The following is a 20597-nucleotide window of genomic DNA, read 5'->3' as shown; positions in this document are numbered from 1 at the left end:
ATTCCCTGAGCATTTGGACAAGTCGATATGCGCTGCCTTGTCGTGGCCGACCTGCATTACTCGCTGCCGCAATTCGACTGGCTGGTCAGCGCCGCGCCGAATTTCGACCTCGTGATCTTCGCCGGCGATGCGCTCGACGTCGGGTCGTTCGTCGACTTCCGCGCCCAGATCGTCGTCGTGAAGAAATATCTGGAGCTGTTGTCCGGCATCACCCGGGTGATCCTCTGCTCCGGCAATCACGACCTCGACGAACGCAGCCCCGAGGGCGAGAAGATTTCGCGATGGATCGGCGATGTCCGCGAACTCGGCGTCGCCTGTGACGGCGACAGCCTGACCATCGGCGACACCCTCTTCACGGTCTGCCCGTGGTGGGATGGACCGCTGGTCAAGCAGCGGATCGACGACCAGTTGCGGGAGGCGGCCTCAGGGCGGCCGAAGCGATGGATCTGGGTGCATCATGCGCCGCCGGCGGATTCGCCGACCAGCTGGGGCGGCAAGCGGTTCTTCGGCGACGTCGAACTGGCGCAATGGATCAAGAGCTACCAGCCTTCGATGGTGATCTCGGGCCATGTGCACCAGTCGCCGTTCATTCCCGACGGCTCGTGGTTCGATCGGCTCGGCGACACCTGGGCGTTCAATACCGGCCTGCAGCCGGGCCGCCCGCCGGTCTATATCGTGCTCGATATCGACGACGGCAGGGCGTTCTGGCTATCCGCGACCGACGCGCAATGCATCGACCTCAATGCGCCGCTGCAGCGGCCGGCGGCGCCGATCGCCGATCCGCCGGCGTGGCTCACATCCTTGGGTCGGATTGCCGATCCGATCCTGGCGAGACCTGCGTCGGCGACAGGTTGATCATGCTCTGCAGCAGATCGCCGACCATCGCGAGATGATTGCCGTGGCCGGCATATTGCCGCTTGATGTCGGCGAGATAGGTGTTGGCGACGTTGAGCCGCTGGGCCAGCATCCGCGCGATCAGGAGCGCCACCGCCGGCTGCCGGCGCAGAAACGAGGCGGCATCGTCGATCTCGTAAACGGTCGAATCCGACGCCGCGCGCACCGTCGCGGTATGGGGCTGATCGAGCAGCACCGACATTTCGCCGAGCACCGCGCCGGGCTCGGCGATGGCGGCGACGACGGTGTCGCCCTTGATGACCTCGAGCCGTCCCTCGATCAGGACATAGAGGTGACCAGTCCTGCCGCCCTCGTGCACGACGAGGTCGCCCGCGGACACGTTCCGCCTGCTGCCACCGATACAATATTCGAGAATTTCGCGCATCCGCCACACCCCAGTCCTCACGCGGCCGAGATTAGGCACGGGCCTGGAAAGCGTCGAACGGATAATGCGGGCCGTCTGCTCAAATTGTCGGCATCGACCGGCGCCGGAAGGTCCTGTTCGCTCCCTCCTCCCCGCGCTACCAAGTGCCCCGCGGATCAGCCTCATCGTGCCCGGTCGCACGATCGAGGACCCGCTGGCGCGGGCTGCGATCGACGATGAGCCGGAAGATGTCCGGGCGCGAGTAGTGTCCGCCAATATCGGTCAGGGCTTTTGCCGCGCGGACGGCTTGCAGCGACCCTTCGGCCAACAGGATCGTTTCGCCTTCGGCGGGGCCCGCAATGATTTCGCCGCGCGGATCGATGATGTAGCTGCCGCCGGTGTATTCGATGGTCGACAATTCCTCGAAGCGTTCGGGCGTATCGGAATGCAGACGCATGCCGCCGGCCGCGATGACATAGCATGATGCTTGCGAGGCGAAGGCGCGCGACAGCAGCAGCTGGCGCGGCCACAACGGGACCGTCGGCGGCGGTGCGGCAGCCGGCTCGCGTCCGGGCCAGGCGGCGACGTGAATCTGCGTTCCCTGCGCCGCGAGCACATAGCCCGGCAGCATCATGTTATGTTCCCAGCAGTTCAGGCCGCTGATGCGGCCGTAGGACCGTTCATAGGTCCGAAGCCCCACTGCGTCGCCATCGCCCCACACCGCGCGCTCGTTGAAGGTCGGCTTCAGCTTGCGGTGCCGGCCGAGAATCCGGCCATCCTTGCCGATGAACAGCAGCGTGCAGTAGACGGTTCCGCCGCTCGACGCGTCGCGCTCGACGACGCCGATCACGACATCGAGGCGGGCGTGCTCCGCCGCCTCGCAAAGCTTGTCGGTGGTGGGACCCGGTATCTCGACGGCGTTCGCCAGATACTCCGCCATCGCTTGCCACGTCAGGGGCGTCGTCGCGGCGTTGCAGAAGAACGGATAGCCCGGCAGCCACGTCTCGCCGAAGGCCGCGATCGTGGCACCCGCAGCGCCCGCCTCCCCGATCAGGCGGCAGGCTTTCTCCGTCGACGCGCCGAGATCGAACGGCACGGCGGCCGCCTGAATTGCCGCGAGCTTGAAACGATCCCTGATTGTCATGATACCTCACTGGCGGGCGAACAACAGCAGCGCGTCGGCACGAGCCGTCATCTTCCGCCCACGCCGATGCGCGCGGCGTCAAGCGCGCCCTCCAGCATTGCGAGCGCCTTGTTGCGGCGAGTTCTTGCGATCCGCTCTTCGCCAACCTTTCGTTCATGCTCGCCGGCGATGAACGCCTGGATGTCGGGGAGCGGACGGATCACGCCGCGGCTGCCCCAGTGGCCGTCGGGAAGCTCCGTCGGAAACACCCAGACGCGCGGCCCGACCTCCGCCACCGTGCCGCCTTCGGCACGCGCGACCGCTTCCGTCATCTGCTTCACCACGGCCTTGCGGATCTCTTCGGTATACTGACCTTCCGGCACCGTCGGGATGATGCGGTAACGCGGCGACGTCGCGCGCGCGCCCGCCACATAGACTTCCGCCGGCCGGTGCAGGTAGATCACGGTGACGTCGCGCGCCCGCTGGTTAGTGGCCTCGAACCCTTCGAGCGTGATCAGAATGTCGGTGAGTTCGCTCAACAGCCGCGCCTCGGCATCGGGCTTCAAGGCACCCTGGGGAATAAGCACATCGACCATCGGCATCGTAACAACCCTTTCTCTCGCTGAAACCCGCGTGGCTTGCTCGAGGTCATTCGACTTCGGGCCGGTCCAAACTAGGTGTCCGGGGCAGGATGCCGGGAGTGGCAGTATCGCCATCTTTCGAGGGAAATCGGACACGCGCCGGCGAATCGACGGGCGGTCGCAGTCTCCAGGCTGCTAATGCGACGATCGCGCTGCCTGCCCGGGCGCCGCGCTATGGCCCTGGCGGCGGCGCGAGAACCGGCGCTGGTAGTCGCGCGGCGAAAGTCCGGTTTCGCGCTTGAAAAGCCGGCGAAACGTGCTGAGATCGCCATAGCCAACGCGAGCGCTGACGGCTTCCACGTTCAGCCCCCTGGTTTCCAAAAGCCGCTTTGCCACGTCGACGCGCAGCGATTGCAGATATTGCAGCGGCGCCTCGCCCGTCGCCTGCTTGAAGCGTCGGTTGAGGGTGCGCTCACTGACCGCAAGATGACCCGCGAGCTCTCCGAGGCTGAACCCTTGCTGCAGGGACTTCTCCATCCAGCGCTGCGCCCGCGCCACCAGCGCGTCGGAATGCTGCGGCTCGTACTGCATCGTGGCGTAGGATGCCTGCGAAACGCGATTGGCGTCGATCAGCATCATCCTGCCCGTCGCCGCCGCAATGCCGTCGCCGGCAAATTGCTCCACCAGCCGCAAAGCGAGATTGAGCGACGTCGTCACCGCTCCGCTGCACAGGATATGGTTCTGCTCGGTCAGTATTTCGGACACCCGCAAGTCGACTTCGGGATAGCGCCTGGCAAACGCCTTGGCCTTGGCCCAATGGGTCGTCGCCACGCCGCCATCGAGCAGGCCCGCTTCGGCGAGAATGAAGCTGCCGGTGCAGTAGGAAGCAAGCCATGCGCCGCGCTCGTGCTGGCGGCGCAGCGCGGCAAACAACGGCCGGAGGACGTCCGGCTTGTCGAAAAAGCGCTCAATGTTGGCGATGAAGGGACCCGTCACGATCACCGCATCGGCGGTGGTTCGTGCGCTGATCGGACCGTCGACATTCACGACCTGGCCCGATGCGGTGTGCACCGGCCTGCCGTCGAGCGATTCGATGCGCCATTCGAAGAACGGCGGCGCGCCGCGGTGTTTGCCGTTGTTTTCCGCCCATATCGCGTTGGCGGCGGTGAAAACGTCAATCGATCCGGCCACGCCGGAGGCCAGAATGCCGTCGTACACCCATATCCTGATATGCCGCACGGCGATGTCCGTTATTGCCCTCTTGGGGGCAATACTGCCACCACCGGATTTGACTGGCAAGCCTCTCAGTCAGCCCGCCCAACCTTCCGCCTGGGATCGGCGCCGGCCAGCAGCGGACCGTAGGCGACCGCAAAGCCGAGGAAGGCGGCAGCCCAGGCAAAGGCGGCCAGATGCAACAGCGCTTCGCTTTGGGCGGGATGGATGACCGCGCAAATCCGCGCCAGCGCCGCGACGATGATCGCGAAATAGATCGCCTGCGTCGTGCGCGATGCCGTGAGGGCCTGGCCGGTGTGGCCGAGCGTGGCGCGGCTCATCACCGCCAGCGTCATGGTGCCGGCGGCGCCCGCCATCCAGGCATGGATGCCGGCGCTTGGCGGCACCAGATCGAACGCGGCGGCGGCGTTGAGCAGGAAGCCGAACGGCACGAAGGCGTAGCCGATATGCAGGATCAGCAGCAGCCGCTCCCGAACGGTGCGATCCCCCGCCCAGCGGGCCAGCCGCACCAGATGCAGCAGTCCGGCGAACGCCAGTGCTACGCCGGTCAAATGGCTGGAGGAACCGACGACCCAGGCTGCGAGCGTCAGCGCACTGATGGCGACCACGATCATGTCGAAGCGGCCGAACGGCGCCGGAAGCCGGCCGGGATGTTCGCGCACCAGCCAGTTGCGGGTAAAACTCGGAATGATGCGGCCGCCGATCAGCGAGATCAGCAACACCACCACCGCGATGCCGATGCGGATGCCGGTCTCGGCGAGGCCGTGGTAATGCGCCTCGAGGTGAAACGCGACGTTGCCCGCCAGCAGCAGCACGACCAGCACCACGACGTTGAGATTCTTCCAGTTGCGGCCGGCCATGATCTCGCGGGTCGCGGCGGCCGCAACCAGCAACAGAAAGCTCGCATCGACCAGCAGCGCCGCAAGCCAGCCGGTGGAGGCGGAAAACGTCACGCCGAGCCGTCCTGCGATCCAGACCAGCACCAGCACCAGCAACGGCGTGCCCTGGATCGGCAGCCGTCCGGTCCAGTTCGGTATCGCCGTGAACAGGAACCCGGTGATGACAGCCGGCAGATAGCCATAGAGCATTTCATGGACGTGCCAGTCGCGCGGCGCCAATGCCGAGGTCAGCGTCAGCTCGCCATAGAACGCCGGCAGCCAAACGAGAATGGCGAGCCCGGCATGGATCGAGCCGAGCAGGAAGAACGGGCGAAAGCTGCCGGCGAGCAGCGGCCAGCCCTGATAGACGCGAGGGCGCGACACCGCCGTCATGATTGCACCCATCTGCGATCCGCCACCTTGCGCATGACCTTCTCCACCCGTCCGAGCCGATTTCGGGATCATTTAGGGGGAAAGGCCGCGCGCCGTTGTTGTGCCAGCGCAAACTTGTGCTTGATCGGGAGCCGCAATCGCAGTCTAGATTCGATCCAAGTCGCTGATGCGACGGGAGGAACCATGGCCACAGTCGATCCTTCGCTGGTCGCCCATCTGCCGCTGTTTGCGGGATTCGGCGCGGAAGACCTCGCCGAAATTCTTCGCGAGGCCCGCTCGCTGCGATTTCCGAAGAACAGCGCCGTCTTCGAAGAGGGCGAGGAAGCGCATTCCTTCTTCGTGCTGCTGCATGGCCATGTGCGCGCCAGCAAGACCACGCAGGCGGGAGAACAGGTCGTGGTGCGCTATGTCGCACCCGGCGAGACCTTCGGCGTCGCCATGGCGATCGGCCTTGCGCGCTATCCCGCCACCGCGACCGCCGTCGACGACAGCGTGGCGCTGGCCTGGCCGTCGGCAACATGGCCGCGGCTGGTGGCGAAGTTTCCGGCGCTCGCCACCAACACCTTGCAGACCATCGGCAACCGCTTGCAGGAAACCCATACCCGCGTGGTCGAGATGTCGACCCAGCAGGTCGAACAGCGCGTTGCGCACGCGCTGCTGCGGCTCGCCAAGCAATCCGGCCGCAAGGTCGAGCACGGCGTCGAGATCGATTTTCCGATCAGCCGCCAGGACATCGCCCAGATGACCGGCACCACGCTGCACACGGTGAGCCGCATCCTCTCGGGCTGGGAGAGCCGCGGGCTGATCGAGAGCGGCCGGCAGCGCATCGTGCTGCGCGAGCCCCACAAGCTGTTCGTGCTGGCCGAGGAAGATCCCGGCGAAGGCGGATCGCCGGTCCGGGCCTGAGAGCCGGATCAGGCAGGCGCGCGTCTATACCGCCCGGCTATGGAGCTGCTTCGATCCGTCGAGATGCGCGTCGAAGGCGGCCGCCACGCTGCGGACCAGAAAGCGCGAATCGTGCGTCACCGCCAGCGAGGTGCCGTCGAGTTCGACGATCCCGTCGGAAATCAGATCCTGCAGACGCGGCGCCGATTGCAGCATCGCTTCGGCCGGAAACCCGTGCCGCGCGCAAATCGGATCGAGATCGACGCTGAAGTCGCACATGATGCGCTCGATGATCTCGGCGCGCAGCCGGTCATCGTCGGTCAAGGCGTAGCCCTTGACGGTGGCCGACCGGTCGTCGGCGATGGCCTTCTCGTAGGCGCGGGTGCCGACTTCGTTCTGCACATAGCCTTGCGGCAGCCGCCCGATGGCGCTGGCGCCGAAGCCGAGCAGGATGTTGCTGTCATCGGTGGTGTAGCCCTGGAAATTCCGGCGCAGCCTTCCCTCCCGGAACGCCACCGCCATCTCGTCGCCCGGGAGCGCGAAATGATCGAGCCCGATCTGCACATAGCCGGCCGCTTTCAGCGCGGCGGCGATCGCCTCGGACTGGTGGTGCCGTTCCAGGCTGTCGGGCAATGACGCATCGTCGATCTTGCGCTGATGCGTCTTGAAGGTCGGGACATGGGCGTAACCGAACACCGAGAACCGGTCGGGCCGAAGCTCGATGCAGCGGCGCACGGTGTCGAGGCACGACGCGACGGTCTGATGCGGCAGCCCGTAGATCAGGTCGAAATTGACGCCGGTGACGCCAACCCGCCGCAGGCCTTCGGTCGCAGCCGCGGTCTCCTCGAAACTCTGCACCCGGTTGATGGCGCGCTGGACCACGGGATCGAAGCTCTGCACGCCGAGGCTTGCCCGGTTGACGCCGCCGAAGGCGAGCGCGTCGATCATCTCGCCGGTAAGCGTGCGCGGGTCGATCTCGATGGCAATCTCGGCCGAAGGCAGCACGAAGAAGGACTGCCGGATCGATCCCATCAGTTCGATGAAGGTCTCGGGCGCCATGATGGTCGGCGTGCCGCCGCCGAAATGGATGTGGTCGACCTTGATGCGGCGATCGATCTGCCGCGACACCATGTCGATTTCGCAGCGGAGCGCGGAGGCATAGACGGCGATCGGGTCGTCGCGGCGGACCACCGAGGTGTTGCAGCCGCAATACCAGCACATCGACCGGCAGTACGGCACGTGCAGATAGAGCGAGGCGGTGGCGTGCTGCGGAATGGCCTTCAGCCATTCGGCATATTTGCCGGGGCCGATGGCGGCCGAGAAATGCGGCGCGGTCGGATAGCTGGTATACCGGGGCAACCGCTCCTGGCCGTAGCACGCGGCAAGATCTGGCCTCATTTAGTACCTGTTTCCAATGGCTTGAACCGTGACCGATCGGGGCTTTGGCTGCCCCAGGCCGCCTTCAGTAGCCGATCGAAGGGGGAGCCACCTTGCGCTCGCTCAAATCCGGCGCCGATTTGGGCGGCCGGGACAAATCCGAAGATTCCGCGCCGATTTGAGCCTGCGCAAAGCGTGAAGCGCCGTTCCGGGAGACTTTGAAGATAAATCGGAGCCGACGCCATGGGCCGCTACGTGCTGGACGCTGTGATCTGGATGCTCGGGATACGCGGCCATATCCCCCAAAATGGCGATTTCAGCCCGGTTCCGGGAGAATCTTCCTTTGGCTCCGGTTCCTCTACACTGATGCGGGCCCTGGCCGCCTTCGTCGTGACGGTCGCGCTTCTATCGCTGGCGCTGTGGGCGACCGTCTGGCTCGCCATCAAGCTGCTGTAGCGGCCCCGCAGCGAGCGCGCGACGGCGGACCCGAAAATTCAAAAATGATCCGGCCACGCGATTCATCACGCGCGGATTCTCGATGCACTTCCGTTGCGCGCAAACGCGATAACGCTCGCGCCTGAGAATTCCGCAACAGCCGTCGCATCAGTAGCCGGCAACATCAACACTCATCGACAGGATTAACGTCGCGTCACCGATTCTCGAGCGGTGACCTACGTACTGTTCCGTATCGGCTCCGCAAATTCATCGAACATTGTTGCAGCGCAAAGAGCCTTGCTGCGGAAGGCCTAGGTTGGCGTCGGTAGAGAAAACATCCAGTGAAGGAACGATCCGATGTTGACCCGCAGAGCCGCCATGTTCAGTGCAGCCGCCGCAGTCCTCATGCTGGCGACGCCAACACTTTCCGACGAACTCAAGCTGCCGCGGCAAAAGGTCGAGCTGGTCGCGCCGCCCTTCGTGCATGCGCACGAGCAGGCCACCAGGCAGGGCCCCAGGATCATGGAGTTCACCCTCACGATCGAAGAGAAGAAAGTGGTGATCGACGACAAGGGCACCACGTTCCACGCCATGACCTTCAACGGCTCGATGCCGGGACCGCTGATGGTGGTGCACGAGGGCGATTACGTCGAAGTGACGCTGGTCAATCCCGAAACCAACCAGATGCCGCACAATGTCGACTTCCATTCCGCGACCGGCGCGCTCGGCGGCGCCGAGCTGACGCTGGTCAATCCCGGCGAACAGGTGGTGCTGCGCTGGAAGGCGACGCGCACCGGCACCTTCGTCTATCACTGCGCGCCGGGCGGCCCGATGATCCCCTGGCACGTCGTCTCCGGCATGAACGGCGCGGTGATGGTGCTGCCGCGCGAAGGCCTCACCGACGGCAAAGGCCACCCGCTCAAATACGACAAGGTCTACTATATCGGCGAGCAGGACATGTATGTGCCGCGCGACGAGAACGGCAAGTTCAAATCCTACGAATCCGCAGGCGAATCCTACAACGACACCGTCGAGGTGATGCGCAAGCTGACGCCGACCCATGTCGTGTTCAACGGCAAGGCAGGCGCCCTGACCGGCAAGAACGCGCTGACCGCCAATGTCGGCGAGAACGTGCTGATCGTGCACTCGCAGGCCAATCGCGACAGCCGTCCGCATCTGATCGGCGGCCATGGCGACTATGTCTGGGAGACCGGCAAATTCTCCAACGCGCCGGAGACGGGGCTGGAGACCTGGTTCATCCGCGGCGGTTCGGCGGGAGCTGCGATGTACAAGTTCCTGCAGCCCGGCATCTACGCCTATGTCACCCATAACCTGATCGAGGCGGTCGAACTCGGCGCCACCGCGCACTTCAAGGTCGAAGGCAAGTGGAACGACGACCTCATGACCCAGGTCAAGGCGCCGGCGGAAATTCCGGCCCCCAAAACCAACTAAGAAGACCAACTGAGAAGACCAACTGAGAAGACCAACCGACAAAGCAGCGGTGCCGGCTTGAAGCCGGCACCCTCCTCCCCACCGAAGCGAGACGGCCGTGCTGATCGCATTCAAACTCAAGCTCGCCCTGGTCTGTGCCGCCGGCCTCGCCGGTCCGCTGGCGGTGGCGCCGTTGCTCGACGAGACCGGTTCATCCGGGACGACCCTTCGCGACCCGCCGGCATTCGTCGAGTTGCAGCCCGGCACGATTTCCTATCGGGTGGCCGGCGATTTTACCCGCGCGTCGAAACAGATCGAGGCGCCGCTGGCGTCGGTGCGCTTCACCCGGCCGCTGTCGATCATGAAGCATCAGGTTTCCGCCGCCGACTATCAGCGCTGTGTCGATGACGCCGGTTGCCGTCCGTTGAGCCCGGGCGTCAAACCCCTTGCCGACCGGCCGGCCGTGCAGATCAGCTGGCACGATGCCGACGCCTACGCGTCCTGGCTGTCGCGCAAGACCGGCGAGCATTACCGGTTGCCGACCGACGAGGAATGGGCCTATGCGGCCGGCAGCCGCTACAAGGACGACAGCCTGCCGGTCGACGACAACGATCCTTCGAAGCGCTGGATCGCCCGCTACGACCGCGAGTCGAACCGCGAATATGGCGCCGACAGCGAGCCGCAGTCGTTCGGCCATTTCGGCGCCAACGAGAACGGCCTCTACGACACCGCGGGCAATGTCTGGGAATGGACCAGCACCTGCTTCGTCCGCACCAGGCTTGACGACGAAGGTCGCGCGACCTCGAGGAATTCGAATTGCGGCGTCCGCGTCGCCGAAGGCCAGCATCGCACTTATGTCACGGATTTCATCCGCGACGCCCGCGCCGGCGGCTGCGCGGTCGGCGTACCTCCGAGCAATCTCGGCTTCCGGCTGGTGCGCGAGCACAAGTCCTGGATCAGCAGCGTTTCATCCGGCCTCGGCAAGGCGCTGTCGATCGCGCGGTCGTAACGTCGCGGCCGGCACGGCCGGGTCACGCATCGGCTCGCATTCTGGAATTTCTCTAAATCACAGTATGGAATCTCTCTAAAAGAAGGCTTTCGCGACATCGCGCCGCTGCGTTCTTGGTACCTGCTGCGCTACTGAGATGCATTATCGCTACCTCTGCCGGAGCAGCTTTCATGATCAAGTTTCGCGTCTTCGCCGCAACCGCTGTGTTGCTTGGTTTGGCCTCGCCTGCCATCACGACGGCATCGGCCGAGAACGGCGAAGTCAACGTCTATACCTATCGCGAAACCAAGCTGGTCCAGCCGCTGTTCAATGCCTTCACCGCGGATAGCGGCATCAAGGTCAACGTCGTCTCGGCCAGTTCGGGACTCGAGCAGCGCATCAAGGCCGAGGGCGCCAACAGCCCGGCCGACGTGCTGCTGACGGTCGACATCGGCCGCATCGACGAAGCGGTCGCGGCCGGCGTGACGCAGCCGATCAGGTCGGAGACGATCGACAAGGTCGTGCCGGCGCAATATCGCGACCCGGACGGACACTGGGCCGGCATTTCCATGCGCGCCCGCGTGATCTATGCCTCGAAGGATCGCGTCAAGCAGGATGCCATCACCTATGAGGAGATGGCCGATCCCAAATGGAAGGGCAAAATCTGCATCCGCTCCGGCCAGCACATCTACAATAACGGCCTGTTCGCGGCCTATGTCGCGCGCTACGGCGAGGCCAAGGCGGAGGAGTGGCTGCGTGGCCTCAAGGCCAATCTCGCGCAAAAGCCCTCGGGCGGCGACCGCGAGGCCGCGCGCGACGTCGCCGCCGGAAAATGTGACATCGGCATCGGCAACACCTATTATTGGGCGCTGATGATGAACAACGATCCCGAAAAGAAGCCGTGGGCGGAAGCCACCCGCGTGATCCTGCCGACCTTCCAGGGCGGCGGCACCCACGTCAATCTTTCCGGCGTGCTGCTGGCCAAGCACGCGCCCAACCGGGCCAACGGCGTCAAACTGATCGAATGGCTCATTGGCGAGAAGGCGCAGCAGATCTACGCCGACTCCAATTACGAATATCCGATCCGCGTCGGCGTCGCGATCAATCCGACGATTGCGGGCTACGGCAAGCTCAACGCGGATTCGCTGCCGATATCGAAGATCGCCGCCAACCGCAAAGCGGCCGCGACGCTGGTGGACAAGGTTGGCTTTGACAATTGATCTTTCCCGGCTTCGATTTGCCCGCGCCGTGATGCAGAGGCGCGGCCTCACGTGAACCATTCCACGCACGCCGGACGGATCGCAGCTGTCATCGCGGTGATGACCGCGATCCTGGTTGCTGCTCCCGTCGTCTCCATCGTCGCGCTGGCGATGCATCCGGCGCCCGACGTGTGGCGGGAACTCACCGCCTATGTGTTGCCGCTGGCCATGATCGATACCGCGCTGCTGCTCGGCGGCGTCGGCGCCCTGGCGCTGTCGATCGGCGCCGGCGCCGCCTGGCTGATCTCGCTGCATGATTTTCGCGGCCGCGGGCTGCTGTTGTGGCTGATGCCGCTGCCGCTGGCGATCCCGACCTATATGGCCGCCTACGTCTACGCCGACCTGTTCGAGCCGCTGGGCCTGGTCCATCGCACGCTCGCGGTGTGGTTTCCGCTGCGCGACGTGGTGGCGGTGCTTCCCAACCTGCGCTCGATGCCGGGCGCAATCGTCGTCATCGGCCTCGTGCTCTACCCTTACGTCTATCTGTCGGCGCGGACCATGTTCCAGTTCCAGAGCGCCGAATTCGGCGAGGCGGCGCGGACGCTGGGGGCCAGCCGCTGGAACGTGTTCTGGCGCGTCTCGCTGCCGATGGCACGGCCGGCGCTGGCGGTCGGTCTGGCGCTGGTCTCGCTGGAAACCCTGAACGACATCGGCGCCACCGAATATCTCGGCGTCCGCACGCTCACGGTGTCGATCTTCACGACCTGGCTCAATCGCGGCAGCCTCGCCGGCGCGGCGCAGCTTTCCTGCTTCATGCTGGCGATCGTCGCCGGCCTGATCGCGGTCGAGCGTTACGGCCGCCGCAATGTCGAGACGGAATTTTCCGCCGAAAGCCCGCGGCTGACGCCGCGAACCCGGCTCGACGGCATCAGGGGCTGGTCGGCCTTCGCCGCCTGCCTGTTGCCGGTGCTGCTCGGCTTCGTCGTGCCGGTGCTGTTCCTGCTGCAGCAGAGTTTCCGGCGCGGGCTATTGGCGAATTTCGACCTGTCGCTGGGGCGCGACGCCTTCAATTCGGTCGCGTTCGCCACCCTTGCCACGCTGATGGCGCTCGCGCTCGGATTTGCCACCATTCTGGCATGGCGCTGGCGGCCCGGTCCGCTGCGGCTGGCCGCGATGAACATCTCGCAGACCGGCTACGCCCTGCCCGGACTGGTGCTGGCGCTCGGCCTGCTGACGCCGGTGCTGGCGATCGACAACGGGATTAACGCGATTGCCGGTTGGCTGGGCCGTTCGCTGCCGGGGCTGATCCTGGTCGGCTCGGGCGCCGCCGTGGTGATCGCCTACGTGATCCGGTTCCTGGCGGTGCCGACCGGGCTGATCAAGGCCGGCTACGAACGGATTCCGCGAGACTATGACGACAGCGCACGCGCCGCCGGCGCCGGCCAGGCGACCACCATGCGGCTGATCCATTTGCCGCTGCTGCGGCCGGCGATGCTGGGCGCCGTCATCATCGTGTTCGTGGATTGCCTGAAGGAATTGCCGGCGACGCTGCTGCTGCGGCCGCTCAACGTCGATACGCTGGCGACCTCGATCTATCAGTTCGCCAGCCGCGGCAGCTTTGAAGACGGCGCGCTGGCGGCACTGTTGATCGTCGCCGCCAGCATCGGCCCGGTGGCGTGGCTGACCCGGTTCTCGGACGTGCCAAGCGGGCCGGCGTAAGCGCTCGCTGCGAGAGTTAAGGTCTCGGAATGTAGGGTGGGCAAAGCGCAAGCGTGCCCACCATCAGAACGTCGTTTGAGGCATGGTGGGCACGGCGCGAAGGCGCGCCTTTGCCCACCCTACAAATCCAGGCCCTTACACGTTCTTCAGCGCCACCCGGAAATCGGCTTCGGTCTTGGCCTTGACCTCGTCGAGCGTGACGCCGTCGGCGAGTTCGATCAGCGCCATGCCGTCCTTGCCGTGCTTGTCGATGGTGAAGACCGCGAGATCCGTCACCACCATGTCGACCACCCGCTCGCCGGTCAGCGGCAGGTTGCACTTCTTCAGGAGTTTCGGGCCGTCCTTGGCGGAGTGCTCCATCACCACCACCACGCGCTTGACGCCGGCGACGAGGTCCATCGCGCCGCCCATGCCCTTGACCATCTTGCCGGGGATCATCCAGTTGGCGAGATCGCCGTTCTGGGCCACCTGCATCGCGCCGAGGATCGACAGATCGATATGGCCGCCGCGCACCATGGCGAAGGAATCGGCCGACGAGAAATAGCTGGTGTCAGGCAGTTCGGTGACAGTCTGCTTGCCGGCATTGATCAGGTCGGGGTCTTCCTCGCCCTCATAGGGGAACGGCCCCATCCCGAGCATGCCGTTCTCGCTCTGCAGGCAGACGTCGACGCCGGCGGGGATGAAGTTCGAAACCAGCGTCGGAATACCGATGCCGAGGTTGACGTAAAAGCCGTCGCGCAATTCCTTCGCGGCGCGGGCAGCCATCTGTTCGCGGGTCCAGGCCATCAGACTTCCTCTCAGGTTGCGGCGGCAGCCGCCTCACGCTTGCGCGTGGTGCGTTGCTCGATGCGTTTCAGGCCGGTTCCGACTTCAATGATGCGCTTCACGAAGATGCCGGGCGTATGGATGTGGTCGGGATCGATCTGGCCGGCGGGTACCAGGTGCTCGACCTCCGCCACGGTGATTTTCGCGGCCGTCGCCATCATCGGATTAAAATTGCGCGCGGTCTTGCGGTAGACCAGATTGCCGGCGGTATCGCCCTTCCAGGCGTGAACGATGGCGAGGTCGCCGAACAGCCCGCGCTCCATCAGGTATTTCTCGCCGTCGAATTCCTTCACTTCCTTGCCTTCGGCGATCAGGGTGCCTACGCCGGTCTTGGTGTAGAAGGCCGGAATGCCGGCGCCGCCGGCGCGGATGCGCTCGGCCAGCGTGCCCTGCGGTGCGAATTCGAGTTCCAGTTCGCCGGCGAGGAACTGCTGGGCGAACAGCTTGTTCTCGCCGACATAGGACGAGATCATCTTCTTGATCTGCCGGGTCTCGAGCAGCCGGCTCAACCCGATACCGTCAACGCCGGCATTGTTGGACACCACGGTCAGGTTCTTGACGCCGGAGTCGCGGATCGCATCCGACAGGGCCTCGGCGATGCCGCACAGGCCGAAACCGCCGGACATGATCATCATGCCGTCCCTTAAAATGCCGTCGAGTGCCGATTTGGCGTCAGGATAGACCTTGTTCATGAAATACGACCTGATGGGAGGGAGGCTTGCGGCCCGCATGAGCCGGGATTATTAGGCGAAATCTTCGCAGTGCGTCAATGACGGGGCGTTTGCGCCGGCAGGGGCGGTCGGGGACGCCGGGATGGCCTTGAAAGCGTCAAGAAAACCTATCAAGTTGTGACGGTTGGCTCGCCGCCCGCCTCCATCCGACAGCGGCCCGGCCGCATCAACCCGGCCTCAGCTTAGCCAGACTTCAGCTAACCGGACTTCAGCTTAACCGACTTGGGTTTAACCAGACCTGGATATGTCATTGACGATGGCCCAAGGAATGAAGCGCCTCGGGATGCCGGTTGCGGCCTTTTTCGGCGTGGCGCTGATCGGCCTGGTCGCGACGTCCTGGTTGCTCAACCGGGACGCCCTGCGCCAGGCGGTCGAGGCGCAAATCCGCGCCGTGACCGGCCTCGACCTGGTCGTCAAGGGCTCGATCGACGTTTCGGTATTTCCGGGAAGCTACGTCTCGTTTCACGACGTCGGGCTGAAGGGCGGGGCGACCTCCGACCCCGCGCTATCGGTCGACGTGCTGACCGCCAACCTGCGCCTCCTGCCGCTGTTGCTGCGGCGGTTCGAGATATCGGACGTCATGATGCTGCGTCCCCGCATCAGCGTGGTCCGCGACGCCAATGGCGAGAGCAACTGGACCCCGTTCATCGACACCATCGCGCGCACCATGAAGCCGGGCGCCGAGAACCAGGTGTCGTTCTCGGAAATCCGGATCCAGGACGGCATGCTCGCCTATCAGGACGCCGCCAATCGGGTGTCGGAGAAACTCGGAGACATCGACCTTTCGCTGGCGTGGCCGTCGATCTCGCGTTCGTTCGCGGCGACCGGGCAGTTCGACTGGCGCGGCGAACGGGTCGACGGCTCGGTCAGCGTCAGCGATTTCATCGCCGCACTTTCGGGCGACCGCTCCGGGCTGAAGGCGCGGCTCGCCAGCGCGCCGCTGAAACTCGCCTTCGACGGCACCGTCGCCAACCGCACCAGCATGATGATGGAAGGCACTGTCACCATCGACAGCCCCAGCCTGCGCAATGCGCTGCGCTGGGCGGGCCAGCCGCCGCCGGGCACCGGCGGGTTCGGCCGCTTCGCGCTGAAGGCGCGCGCCAACCTCGTCGGCTCGTCGATCGCGCTGACCAACGTCAATGTCGAACTCGACGGCAATGTCGCCGAGGGCGTGATGACCTACGCCAACACCGGCCGTCAGACGCTGCAGGCGACGCTGGCCGCGGGCAACCTCGACTTCACCCCCTACATCTCCACCTTCCGCCTGCTTGCCAGCGGCGCGCGCGACTGGAACCGGCAGTTGTTCGATTTGAACGCGCTCAACACCACCGACCTCGACATGCGCCTGTCGGCCGCCAAGGTGACGGTCGGATCGTCGAAACTCGGCCGTACCGCGTTCGGCGCCAACCTGCGCAGCGGCGCGCTGGCGCTCTCCGTCGGCGAGGCGCAGATGTATGGCGGCATCGCCAGGGGCTCGTTCGGAGTCTCTCGCTCCGACGCCGTCGCCGACGTCAAGGCGCAGTTCCAGTTCATCGACGTCGATCTGCAGGCCTGCGCATCCGAATTGTTCGGCGTCACCAAGCTGTCCGGCCGCGGCAATCTCAACGTCTCGCTGGTGGCCTCGGGCGCGAGTCCGTTCGGCCTCGCCCAATCGATCGACGGCACCGCCACCCTCACCGGCCACGACGGCGCCATCGCCGGCTTCAATGCCGAGCAGCTGTTGAAGCGGCTGGAGCGGCGGCCGCTGTCCGGCGCCGGCAATTTCCGCTCCGGCTCGACGCCCTACGACAACCTGACCATCGCGGTGAAATTCAGCGAAGGCGTCGCCACTGCCGAGGATATCCGGGTCGAGGGACCTGCGGCGCGCCTGACCCTGACCGGCACCGCCTCGGTACCGGCTCGCGAATACGACATGAAGGGCATCGCCAGCCTGGTCTCGGCACCGAATGCCGCCTCGAGCTTCGAACTGCCGTTCGTGGTGCAGGGACCTTGGGACGATCCCCTGATCTTTCCCGATCCGGAAAGCCTGATCCGGCGCTCGCCGGCCTCCGCGCCGCTGCTCGACGCAGTCAAGGACCGCAAGACCCGCGACGCCGTGCGTTCGGTGCTGGAGCGCTTCACCGGCGGCGGACCAAAGCCGGCCGCGGCGCCGGAAGCGGCAGCACCCGCGCCCGCCGCCAGCGCGCCGGCCGAAGCGCCGAAGGCGAACTGAGGGTTTGCCTTAACCGCTTTTGCGGCGAAACCCACCACACATATGCCGCCGTCATTGCGAGGAGCCCTTGCGACGAAGCAATCCATGCTTCTTTCTTTGTGCAGCAAGCTGGATTGCTTCGCTATGCTCGCAATGACGAACTCCTGGCTGTTTGAAAATCGAATCGGAATGAGACTGCGTTGTCTCCGTGAAAGGAGTTCGTCATACCCGGACATGATCCGGGCATCCATCATTCTTCGTAACAAGTTGTCTCGAAGAAGGGGATCACCGGGTCGAGCCCGGTGATGACGACCTCAATCGGTGGCATCGATGGAGGCTCCGCGACGACGCAATGACGAACTTACAGCGGCGCGGCGCTCTCGCCGCGCGCGCTCGTGAGCTTCGAGGCGAACGACGCCACGACGATGACCACCGCGATCAAGGCGAGCACCAGCGTACAGATGGCGTTGATCTCGGGCTTCACGCCGAGCCGCACCTCCGAATAGATCCGGATCGGCAGCGTCGCCGAACCGGGGCCGGTGGTGAAGCTCGCGATCACCACGTCGTCGAGCGACAGCGTGAACGCCAGCATCCAGCCGGCGGCGATGGCGGGGAAGATCAGCGGCAGCGTCACGCTGAGGAATGCCTGCACCGGATTGCAGCCGAGATCCATCGCCGCCTCTTCCAGGCTGCGGTCGAGCGGCGCCAGCCGCGACTGCACCACCACGGCGACGAAGCACATCGTCAGCGTGGTATGCGCGATCGTCACCGTCCAGAAGCCGCGCTCGGCGCCGACCGCGACGAACAGCAGCAGCAGCGACAGCCCGGTGATGACTTCGGGCATCACCAGCGGCGCATAGAGCATGCCGGAAAACAGCGTGCGGCCCTTGAAGCGCTCGCCGCGCGACAGCGCTACCGCTGCGAGGGTGCCGAGCAGCGTCGCCGATGTGGCCGAGACCGCCGCCACCTTAAGGCTCATCCAGGCCGCATCCAGCATGGCGCGGTCATGCAGGAATTCGCGGTACCAGCGCAGCGACCAGCCGCCCCACACCGTGACCAGCCGCGACGCATTGAACGAATAGATCACGAGGATGACGATCGGCAGGTACAGGAACGCCAGGCCGAGCGCGAGCGAGACGACGTTGAACGGCGAGATCCGGTTGAGCGGGCGGGCCATCAGCTGCTGCCCTCGAGCTGACGCCGCTGCAGCCGGTCGTAGAGCGCGAGCGGCGCCACCAAGAGCACCAGCAATACGACAGCGGCGGCGGAGGCCACCGGCCAGTCCTTGTTGGTGAAGAATTCCAGCCACAGGGTCTGGCCGATCATCATTGCATTGGAGCCCGCCAAGAGATCCGGGATCACGAATTCGCCGACGATCGGAATGAAGCAGAGCAGCGCGCCGGCGCCGACGCCCGGCAGCGACAGCGGAAACGTCACCAGCCAGAACGTGCTGCGCGGCGAGGCGCCGAGATCGCTCGCCGCCTCCAGCAGCGCAGGGTCCATCCTGGCCAGCGTCGCATAGAGCGGCAGGATCATGAACGGCAGATAGGAATAGACGATGCCGAGATACATCGCGCTGTCGGTCGACAGCCACACCACCGGCGCGGCGACCAGATGCAGCGCCAGCAGGATTTGGTTGAGCAGGCCGTCATGCTGCAGGATGTTGATCCAGGCGTAGATGCGGATCAGGAACGAGGTCCAGAACGGCACGATCACCAGCATCATCGCGATGGATTGCCAGTGTCGCGGCAGCCGCGCCATGCCGTAGGCGATGGGGTAGCCGATTCCGAGCAGGATCGCCGTCGAGACTGCGGCAACGATCAGGCTGCGCAGATAGGACAGGATGTAGAGATTGTCGGAAATCAGCAGGCGGAAATTGTCCAGCGACAGTTGGGCGGCGGCCGCCTTCAGCGCGGCCGCGCCCAGCGTCAAATCGAACACCGGCAGATAGGGCGGCTGCGCCACCGCGGTCTGCGACAGGCTGATCTTCAGCACGAAGCCGAACGGCACCAGGAAGAACAAGGCCATCCACAGGTAGGGCGCGATCGCGGCGAAGCGCGCCGGGCGGGCGAAGATGCGGCGGGCGCTCATTGCTCCAGCACCACGCAATCGTCGGGCGTGAACCACGCCACCACGCGCTGGCTCGGGCCATAGGCGTCGATATCGATCCGCGCCGTGTTCGCCATCGACGAACGCAGCACCGCGCCGGAGTCGAGCTTCACCTTGTAGGTGGTGAAGCCGCCGAGATAACCGACATCGGTCACGACGCCTTCGAGCCGGTTGATGGCATGGGCATGGTCCGCATCCGGCACCGGGCCGCGGCGCGACAGCTTGACCTTCTCGGGGCGGATCGCAACGCTGACATTGGCTTTCGTGACCGGCTGGCGCGGCCCGGCGACCGTGATGGTTCCGGCGTCCCGCGTCGAAATCGCCAGGCGATTTCCCTCGTTCGACGCCACCTGCCCCTCGAACAGATTGACGTCGCCGACGAACTCGGCGATCCAGCGCGAGTTGGGAGCCTCGTAAAGTTCGCGCGGCGTCGCCACCTGTTCGAGCCTGCCGTGATCCATCACGCCGATCCGGCTCGCCACCGTCATCGCCTCTTCCTGGTCGTGGGTGACGATGATGAAGGTCATGCCGAGCCGCCGCTGCAGATCCATCAATTCGAGCTGGGTGCTCTCGCGCAGCTTCTTGTCGAGCGCGGCCAGCGGCTCGTCGAGCAGCAGGATCTGCGGGCGGCGCGCCAGCGAGCGCGCCAGCGCCACGCGCTGCTTCTGGCCGCCGGAAAGCTGGTCGGGCTTGCGCTTCTCGAGGCCCTCGAGCTTGACCAGCGCAATCATCTCGGCGACGCGGGCATCGATCGCGGCGCGCGCCATGCCGGCGCGCTTCAGTCCGAACGCGATATTGTCGCGCACGGAAAGATGCGGAAACAGCGCGTAGTTCTGGAACATCATGTTGACCGGCCGCTGATGCGGCAGAACCTGCGCGATGTCCATGCCGTCGAGCAAAATCCGGCCCTCGTCCGGCGTCTCGAAACCGGCGATCATCCGCAGCAGCGTGGTCTTGCCGCAGCCTGATGGGCCGAGCAGCGCGAAAAATTCACCGGCCCTGATATCGAGCGAGACCCGGTCCACCGCGCGGAAGCCGCCGAACTTCTTCACCACCGCGTCGATGCGCAGCAATGGCAGGTCGGGTTCGTCCGCCTGCGGCGCAGGTTTCGATACCGCCTCGCCGGCGCCGATGTTCGGTAGGTCCTCAGCCATGTTCCCCGCCAGCCCGATCACCGACCACGCTAGCGGCGGATCGGCATCGGCTCAACCGGTACGCGGGGCGCGGCCACAACATTATCG

At 65.3% G+C, this 20597-nt stretch carries 19 protein-coding genes; 8 read left to right on the top strand and 11 right to left on the bottom strand.

From position 1 onward, the window contains the following. Positions 1-27: 27 nt before the first annotated feature. Positions 28-855, top strand: a complete 828-nt coding sequence (locus tag KMZ68_RS05370; RefSeq protein ID WP_215614825.1) for a metallophosphoesterase family protein — start codon at positions 28-30, stop codon at positions 853-855. Here KMZ68_RS05370 and KMZ68_RS05365 read toward each other — a convergent pair. From KMZ68_RS05365 to KMZ68_RS05345, 5 genes are all read right to left on the bottom strand, one after another. Next, the gene (locus KMZ68_RS05365) at positions 794-1279 is read right to left on the bottom strand and encodes a Crp/Fnr family transcriptional regulator (protein WP_215614824.1); all 486 of its coding nucleotides are present in this window, start codon (positions 1277-1279) and stop codon (positions 794-796) included. The genes KMZ68_RS05370 and KMZ68_RS05365 overlap by 62 nt on opposite strands. Before the next feature lie 136 nt (positions 1280-1415). Beyond that, positions 1416-2402: a carbon-nitrogen hydrolase family protein gene (locus KMZ68_RS05360; RefSeq protein WP_215614823.1), complete on the bottom strand. Its 987-nt coding sequence runs from the start codon at positions 2400-2402 to the stop codon at positions 1416-1418. A 47-nt stretch (positions 2403-2449) separates the two neighbouring features. Continuing rightward, entirely contained in the window at positions 2450-2983 is a 534-nt protein-coding gene (locus tag KMZ68_RS05355; protein ID WP_215614822.1) for a tautomerase family protein, read from the bottom strand. A 174-nt stretch (positions 2984-3157) separates the two neighbouring features. Further along, a complete protein-coding gene (locus KMZ68_RS05350) occupies positions 3158-4201 on the bottom strand; it encodes a GlxA family transcriptional regulator (RefSeq protein WP_215614821.1) in 1044 nt (347 codons plus the stop codon). A 65-nt stretch (positions 4202-4266) separates the two neighbouring features. Then, positions 4267-5478: an NnrS family protein gene (locus tag KMZ68_RS05345; protein WP_249779528.1), complete on the bottom strand. Its 1212-nt coding sequence runs from the start codon at positions 5476-5478 to the stop codon at positions 4267-4269. A 171-nt stretch (positions 5479-5649) separates the two neighbouring features. Here KMZ68_RS05345 and KMZ68_RS05340 point away from each other — a divergent pair, with 171 nt between their 5' ends. Further along, positions 5650-6372 (top strand): Crp/Fnr family transcriptional regulator, encoded by a 723-nt coding sequence (locus KMZ68_RS05340; protein WP_215614820.1) that lies wholly within the window; start codon positions 5650-5652, stop codon positions 6370-6372. A 24-nt stretch (positions 6373-6396) separates the two neighbouring features. Here KMZ68_RS05340 and hemN read toward each other — a convergent pair whose 3' ends face one another. Continuing rightward, the gene (gene hemN / locus KMZ68_RS05335) at positions 6397-7749 is read right to left on the bottom strand and encodes an oxygen-independent coproporphyrinogen III oxidase (RefSeq protein WP_215614819.1); all 1353 of its coding nucleotides are present in this window, start codon (positions 7747-7749) and stop codon (positions 6397-6399) included. Between the two features lie 222 nt (positions 7750-7971). On the opposite strand from hemN, the gene KMZ68_RS05330 reads away from it, so the two are divergent. From KMZ68_RS05330 to KMZ68_RS05310, 5 genes are all read left to right on the top strand, one after another. Beyond that, on the top strand, positions 7972-8184 hold the full coding sequence (locus KMZ68_RS05330; RefSeq protein WP_215614818.1) for a hypothetical protein: 213 nt from the start codon (positions 7972-7974) through the stop codon (positions 8182-8184). Positions 8185-8520: 336 nt separating this feature from the next. Then, positions 8521-9615 carry a copper-containing nitrite reductase gene (gene nirK / locus KMZ68_RS05325; RefSeq protein ID WP_215614817.1) on the top strand — a complete coding sequence of 365 codons (1095 nt, stop codon included), beginning with the start codon at positions 8521-8523 and terminating at the stop codon, positions 9613-9615. Between the two features lie 97 nt (positions 9616-9712). Beyond that, complete coding sequence (locus tag KMZ68_RS05320; RefSeq protein WP_215614816.1) at positions 9713-10603, top strand: SUMF1/EgtB/PvdO family nonheme iron enzyme; 891 nt, start codon at positions 9713-9715, stop codon at positions 10601-10603. A gap of 170 nt (positions 10604-10773) precedes the next feature. Then, complete coding sequence (locus KMZ68_RS05315) at positions 10774-11802, top strand: Fe(3+) ABC transporter substrate-binding protein (RefSeq protein WP_215614815.1); 1029 nt, start codon at positions 10774-10776, stop codon at positions 11800-11802. A 99-nt stretch (positions 11803-11901) separates the two neighbouring features. Then, positions 11902-13500, top strand: coding sequence for an ABC transporter permease (locus KMZ68_RS05310; protein ID WP_215616201.1), 1599 nt, complete (start codon positions 11902-11904; stop codon positions 13498-13500). 135 nt (positions 13501-13635) lie between these two features. On the opposite strand, the gene KMZ68_RS05305 is transcribed toward KMZ68_RS05310, so the two are convergent. Next, on the bottom strand, positions 13636-14286 hold the full coding sequence (locus tag KMZ68_RS05305; protein WP_215614814.1) for a 3-oxoacid CoA-transferase subunit B: 651 nt from the start codon (positions 14284-14286) through the stop codon (positions 13636-13638). An 11-nt stretch (positions 14287-14297) separates the two neighbouring features. Continuing rightward, on the bottom strand, positions 14298-15017 hold the full coding sequence (locus tag KMZ68_RS05300; protein ID WP_215605062.1) for a CoA transferase subunit A: 720 nt from the start codon (positions 15015-15017) through the stop codon (positions 14298-14300). Positions 15018-15312: 295 nt separating this feature from the next. On the opposite strand from KMZ68_RS05300, the gene KMZ68_RS05295 reads away from it, so the two are divergent. After that, complete coding sequence (locus tag KMZ68_RS05295; protein ID WP_215614813.1) at positions 15313-17268, top strand: AsmA family protein; 1956 nt, start codon at positions 15313-15315, stop codon at positions 17266-17268. Positions 17269-17608: 340 nt separating this feature from the next. Here the strand turns inward: KMZ68_RS05295 and KMZ68_RS05290 are convergent, their stop codons facing one another. The 3 genes from KMZ68_RS05290 to KMZ68_RS05280 are packed head-to-tail and all read right to left on the bottom strand — an operon-like array spanning position 17609 to position 20510. Next, positions 17609-18424: an ABC transporter permease gene (locus KMZ68_RS05290; protein WP_215614812.1), complete on the bottom strand. Its 816-nt coding sequence runs from the start codon at positions 18422-18424 to the stop codon at positions 17609-17611. Beyond that, a complete protein-coding gene (locus tag KMZ68_RS05285) occupies positions 18424-19338 on the bottom strand; it encodes an ABC transporter permease (RefSeq protein WP_215614811.1) in 915 nt (304 codons plus the stop codon). The genes KMZ68_RS05290 and KMZ68_RS05285 overlap by 1 nt, the downstream gene beginning before the upstream one ends. Further along, positions 19335-20510: an ABC transporter ATP-binding protein gene (locus tag KMZ68_RS05280; RefSeq protein ID WP_215614810.1), complete on the bottom strand. Its 1176-nt coding sequence runs from the start codon at positions 20508-20510 to the stop codon at positions 19335-19337. The genes KMZ68_RS05285 and KMZ68_RS05280 overlap by 4 nt, the downstream gene beginning before the upstream one ends. Positions 20511-20597 lie beyond the last annotated feature (87 nt).

The organism is Bradyrhizobium sediminis, from assembly GCF_018736105.1.
In the GTDB taxonomy this organism is placed as follows: Bacteria; Pseudomonadota; Alphaproteobacteria; order Rhizobiales; family Xanthobacteraceae; genus Bradyrhizobium.
Note: the sequence above shows the minus strand (reverse complement) of the source record. Positions and strands in the feature narration are given on the sequence as shown.

Excerpts from the sequence above, each read along its gene's own strand:
- KMZ68_RS05370 (WP_215614825.1), top strand. The coding sequence starts at position 28 with ATGCGCTGCCTTGTCGTGGCCGACCTGCATTACTCGCTGCCGCAATTC.
- KMZ68_RS05365 (WP_215614824.1), bottom strand. The coding sequence starts at position 1,279 with ATGCGCGAAATTCTCGAATATTGTATCGGTGGCAGCAGGCGGAACGTG.
- KMZ68_RS05360 (WP_215614823.1), bottom strand. The coding sequence starts at position 2,402 with ATGACAATCAGGGATCGTTTCAAGCTCGCGGCAATTCAGGCGGCCGCC.
- KMZ68_RS05355 (WP_215614822.1), bottom strand. The coding sequence starts at position 2,983 with ATGCCGATGGTCGATGTGCTTATTCCCCAGGGTGCCTTGAAGCCCGAT.
- KMZ68_RS05345 (WP_249779528.1), bottom strand. The coding sequence starts at position 5,478 with ATGGGTGCAATCATGACGGCGGTGTCGCGCCCTCGCGTCTATCAGGGC.
- KMZ68_RS05340 (WP_215614820.1), top strand. The coding sequence starts at position 5,650 with ATGGCCACAGTCGATCCTTCGCTGGTCGCCCATCTGCCGCTGTTTGCG.
- hemN (WP_215614819.1), bottom strand. The coding sequence starts at position 7,749 with ATGAGGCCAGATCTTGCCGCGTGCTACGGCCAGGAGCGGTTGCCCCGG.
- KMZ68_RS05330 (WP_215614818.1), top strand. The coding sequence starts at position 7,972 with ATGGGCCGCTACGTGCTGGACGCTGTGATCTGGATGCTCGGGATACGC.
- nirK (WP_215614817.1), top strand. The coding sequence starts at position 8,521 with ATGTTGACCCGCAGAGCCGCCATGTTCAGTGCAGCCGCCGCAGTCCTC.
- KMZ68_RS05315 (WP_215614815.1), top strand. The coding sequence starts at position 10,774 with ATGATCAAGTTTCGCGTCTTCGCCGCAACCGCTGTGTTGCTTGGTTTG.
- KMZ68_RS05310 (WP_215616201.1), top strand. The coding sequence starts at position 11,902 with ATGACCGCGATCCTGGTTGCTGCTCCCGTCGTCTCCATCGTCGCGCTG.
- KMZ68_RS05305 (WP_215614814.1), bottom strand. The coding sequence starts at position 14,286 with ATGGCCTGGACCCGCGAACAGATGGCTGCCCGCGCCGCGAAGGAATTG.
- KMZ68_RS05300 (WP_215605062.1), bottom strand. The coding sequence starts at position 15,017 with ATGAACAAGGTCTATCCTGACGCCAAATCGGCACTCGACGGCATTTTA.
- KMZ68_RS05295 (WP_215614813.1), top strand. The coding sequence starts at position 15,313 with ATGGCCCAAGGAATGAAGCGCCTCGGGATGCCGGTTGCGGCCTTTTTC.
- KMZ68_RS05290 (WP_215614812.1), bottom strand. The coding sequence starts at position 18,424 with ATGGCCCGCCCGCTCAACCGGATCTCGCCGTTCAACGTCGTCTCGCTC.
- KMZ68_RS05285 (WP_215614811.1), bottom strand. The coding sequence starts at position 19,338 with ATGAGCGCCCGCCGCATCTTCGCCCGCCCGGCGCGCTTCGCCGCGATC.
- KMZ68_RS05280 (WP_215614810.1), bottom strand. The coding sequence starts at position 20,510 with ATGGCTGAGGACCTACCGAACATCGGCGCCGGCGAGGCGGTATCGAAA.